Source organism: Aquitalea palustris (genome assembly GCF_003693445.1).
Taxonomy (GTDB): domain Bacteria; phylum Pseudomonadota; class Gammaproteobacteria; order Burkholderiales; family Chromobacteriaceae; genus Aquitalea; species Aquitalea palustris.
Window position 1 is genome coordinate 1 of record NZ_RFAR01000045.1, and the last position, 4,203, is coordinate 4,203.

Sequence of the window (4,203 nt, forward strand, 5' to 3'; positions counted from 1 at the left end):
GACAAGGTGGAATGGCATGAATGCGTAGTTCTACTGAGCTTTTGCCTAGTGTGTTCAGCCTGAAACAGCACAGTCCATCCCAAGGCAACATTCCCTGTGAGAGCGATGCCGGAAAGCAGCAGACAAAAAAATGCCCGGCATCACCGGGCGAGAGACAAAGTACTACACAAAGCACGAGGAAATTCAGTGGTACTGGAAATGGGCACGCTTCACATTGCACAGCACTTCATAGGAGATGGTACCGGCCTGGGCCGCCACTTCGTTGATATGCACGGTGTCGCCCCATAGCTCGACTTCGCTGCCGATGCCGGCTTGCGGCAGGTCGGTCAGGTCTACCGTCATCATGTCCATCGACACCCGGCCAATTACCCGCGAACGCACGCCATCAATCGCCACCGGGCTGCCGGTGGAAGCCAGGCGCGGGTAGCCATCGGCATAGCCGCAGGCAATCAGGCCGACGCGGGTGGGACGTTCCGCCACAAAGCTGGCACCGTAGCCGACCGGCTCGCCAGCGGCCAGTTCACGCACACCAAATACCCTGGAGGTGAGCCGCATGACGGGCTTGAGTGCGGCGCCCTGCTCGAAACCGGCAGGTAGCGGCGAAGCACCGTACAGCATGATGCCGGCACGGTTCCATTGGCGATGGGCGCGCTCATGGCAGAGGATGCCGGCCGAGTTGGCAATGCTTTCCTCACCCGGCAGATAGCGGCAGACACTATCAAAGGCTTCCAGCTGGGCATGGGTGGCCGACAGCTGTGGTTCGTCGGCACGGGCAAAGTGGCTCATCTTGACGATCTTGCTCACCTTGCCGCTGGCCATCAGCTTGCAATGCGCGGCGGCGTAATCCTGCGGGAAGAAACCGGCGCGATGCATGCCGGAATCCATCTTCAGCCACACGGTATAGGGTTTGGCCGGATTGGCCTGCAGCACCATGTCCAGTTGCTGCGGGCTTTGCACCACACACCACAGATCATGCGCTTCCACTGCGGCCAGTTCGGCCGCTTCGAACACGCCTTCCAGCAGCACGATGGGCAGGCTGACCCCGCCTTCGCGCAGCTGGACAGCCTCTTCCAGACAGGCCACGGCAAAGCCATCGGCCACATCGGCCAATGCCTGGGCACAGCGCAGCGCGCCGTGGCCATAGGCATTGGCCTTGATTACGGCCAGGGTCGGGCCACCGGCCATCTGCTTGGCCAGCAGGTAGTTATGCCGCAGGTTTTCCAGGCGGATGCTGGCGATCAGCGGGCGCATGCGCTCAGGCTCCGGCTACGGCGGTACGGGTATGCATCGGCACCACCAGCTTTTCGCCGCGCTTGGCATAACGCTGGATGGACAGGCCATCCACGCTGATTTCCGGCTGGGTGCCGGTGATGAGGTCGGCCAGCACCTTGCCGGAGCCTGCGCTCATCGTCCAGCCCAGCGTACCGTGGCCGGTATTGAGCGACAGGTTGGCAAAGCGGGTGCCGCCGATGATGGGGGTACCATCCGGGGTCATCGGGCGCAGGCCGGTCCAGAAGGTAGCGGCCGGAATATCGCCGCCATCCGGGTAGAGGTCGCCCACCACCATTTCCAGGGTTTCGCGACGGCGCGGATTGAGGTCCAGATTGTAGCCAGCCAGCTCGGCCATGCCGCCCACGCGGATACGGTCGTTGAAGCGGGTAATGGCCACCTTGTAGGTTTCGTCCAGGATGGTGGAGACCGGCGCCATGGCGGCATTGGTGATCGGCACGGTCAGCGAATAGCCCTTGACCGGGTATACCGGGATGTCGATCCCCAGGTTTTGCAGCAGATCGCGCGAATAGCTGCCCAGCGCCACCACGTAGTGGTCGGCAGTCAGCATTTCGTCGCCGACGCGCACGCCGGTGATGCGGCCATTATGGGTTTCGATAGCGGTGATGTTGACACCGAAGCGGAATTTCACGCCCTTGGCGGCGGCCAGTTCGGCCAGACGGCTGGTAAACAGGTTGCAGTCGCCGGTTTCGTCGTTCGGCAGCTGCAGGCCGCCGGTCAGCTTGTGCTTGACCTTGGCCAGTGCCGGCTCGACACGGGCGCAGCCGTCCGGGTCCAGCACATTGAAGTCCACGCCGCATTCCTTAAGCACGGCGATGTCCTTGGCCATGCCTTCCACCTGGGCTTGCGAACGGAACAGCTGCAGGGTGCCGCCCTGACGACCTTCATAGTCCAGGCCGGTTTCGGCACGCAGGTCCTTGATCATGTCACGGCTGTATTCAGCCAGGCGCATCATGCGGCTTTTGTTGAGGGCATAGGATTGTTCGTTGCAGTTGGCCAGCATCTTGGCAATCCACTGCAGCTGGTAAACGCTGCCATCCGGCTGGATGGCAAGAGGGGCGTGACGCTGGAACATCCACTTGACGGCCTTGGCCGGGATGCCAGGCGCGGCCCAGGGGGCGGAATAGCCGGGGGAAATCTGGCCGGCATTGCCAAAGCTGGTTTCCAGCGCAACACCTTCCTGGCGCTCCAGCACCGTGACTTCAACGCCGGCCTTGGCCAGATACCATGCAGTAGATACACCTACCACGCCGCCACCCAGTACGATTACCTTCATTTCCTCTTTCTCCGTGCTACGCATCATGTGCTTAGTGATTTTGTGTAGTATATTTATTTCAATGCAGTTTTTTTCACCAAAATAAAACAAATCGGCAATCAATAATTCTTTCAAATTCAAGATTGGCAGTGAAAACATGAAAGTTAAACATACTCACGAGCGCGAGCTGGACAAGATTGATCTTAAGATATTGAAATGGCTGCAAAAAAACGGCCGCATCGCCATGACCGAGCTGGCGGAAAAAGTCGGCCTGTCCACCACCCCCTGTACGGAAAGAGTGCGCCGGCTGGAACGCGACGGGGTGATCGAGGGCTATTACGCCCGGCTCAATCCCCATGCCATGGGCGCATCGCTGCTGGTATTCGTGGAGATCAAGCTATCGGCCAAGTCGGGCAATATCTTCGATGCCTTCCGCCGCGAGATCCAGAACATCCCGGAAATCCTCGAATGCCACCTGGTATCCGGCGAATACGACTACCTGATCAAGGCACGCATCCCCGACATGTCGATGTACCGCAAGCTGCTGGGGGAAATCCTGCTGCAACTGCCCAATGCCAACGAATCGCGCAGTTATGTGGTGATGGAAGAAGTGAAGGAAACCCATATGCTGGCACTGCCGGAATAACGCCCTCCCCATCCTGCCAAGCGGCAAGGCAGCGTTGCCAACCTGTACCGGTGACGAGGCCTTCACTATTCAACCTTGATTTTCAATCAAGCAGCATCTTATACCTGATTAATTTAGTGCGTTTTTATCACGGCACTTTAATTGAAACTGTTTACATCCAATCAGCCAGCTGCTTGATCTGCCCATGGCCAGCACCGTGTGGCAGGCATGATCTCGCAGTGGCAAGTCACTGACAGGAGTGCATCATGTTCGGATTTGGCACCACCAAGCAGGACCAGCAAGAGAGCAAGCAACAGCTGCACCAGTTCACGGCAATGCTGGACCACGTCGACAATCTGATCATGCTGGCAGACACCACGCCGGACAACACCATCTTCTACATGAACCGCACTGCGCGCGATGTACTGGCCAGTCATCGCAGCATGATGAACCAGAAATTCCGCGCCGGCGTGGATGTCAACAATGCCTTCAAGCACAGCATCCACCAGTTTCACCGCGATCCGGAGCGTATCCGCCACATCCTGCAAGATATTGCCGCACGCCGTATCACCCACCATGAAGCACTGATTCCGGTAGGCAGTGTCACCTTCAAGACCAAGGTATTTCCCATCTGGGACAATCAGGACAGCAACAAGCTGCTCTGTTTCATGGCCAGTTTCCAGGATATTTCAGCCGAGATAGAAGCCCAGAACCTGCGTGATGCCAATGACCAGCGGCGTACTTTTCTGGAAGAACGGGTAGGCGAACTATCAGGCAATATGCAGGCCATGAGTGCCACCATAGAAATGGTGGCCGTGCGCACCGCCTCTGCCTCGGACTCATCAGAAGAAATGCTGCGAAGATCGCAGGATGGCAAGAACATGATCCAGAACAACGCGACGGCCATGAAGTCAGTGAGCGAGCTGGTAAGCCACACCGCTGACAATCTGACATCGCTGGGCAAGCAATCGGAAACCATTGGCCAGATCGTCAGTGTGATCAAGGATATTGCCGATCAGACCAATCTGCTGGC

The 4,203-nt window shown here is 58.3% G+C and carries 4 protein-coding genes; 2 read left to right on the forward strand and 2 right to left on the reverse strand.

The genetic code is table 11. The annotated features are described in order from the left end of the window. Positions 1–183: 183 nt before the first annotated feature. Both alr and EAY64_RS11335 read right to left on the reverse strand, forming a co-directional pair. A complete protein-coding gene (gene alr, locus EAY64_RS11330; protein WP_103524877.1) occupies positions 184–1,251 on the reverse strand; it encodes an alanine racemase in 1,068 nt (355 codons plus the stop codon). A 4-nt stretch (positions 1,252–1,255) separates the two neighbouring features. Continuing rightward, a complete protein-coding gene (locus EAY64_RS11335; RefSeq protein ID WP_103524879.1) occupies positions 1,256–2,566 on the reverse strand; it encodes a D-amino acid dehydrogenase in 1,311 nt (436 codons plus the stop codon). A gap of 136 nt (positions 2,567–2,702) precedes the next feature. On the opposite strand from EAY64_RS11335, the gene EAY64_RS11340 reads away from it, so the two are divergent. Both EAY64_RS11340 and EAY64_RS11345 read left to right on the forward strand, forming a co-directional pair. Further along, positions 2,703–3,191, forward strand: coding sequence for an Lrp/AsnC ligand binding domain-containing protein (locus EAY64_RS11340; protein ID WP_059284521.1), 489 nt, complete (start codon positions 2,703–2,705; stop codon positions 3,189–3,191). 245 nt (positions 3,192–3,436) lie between these two features. Continuing rightward, positions 3,437–4,203 (forward strand): methyl-accepting chemotaxis protein (locus tag EAY64_RS11345; protein WP_103524878.1); only part of this gene is annotated, 767 nt, incomplete at its 3' end.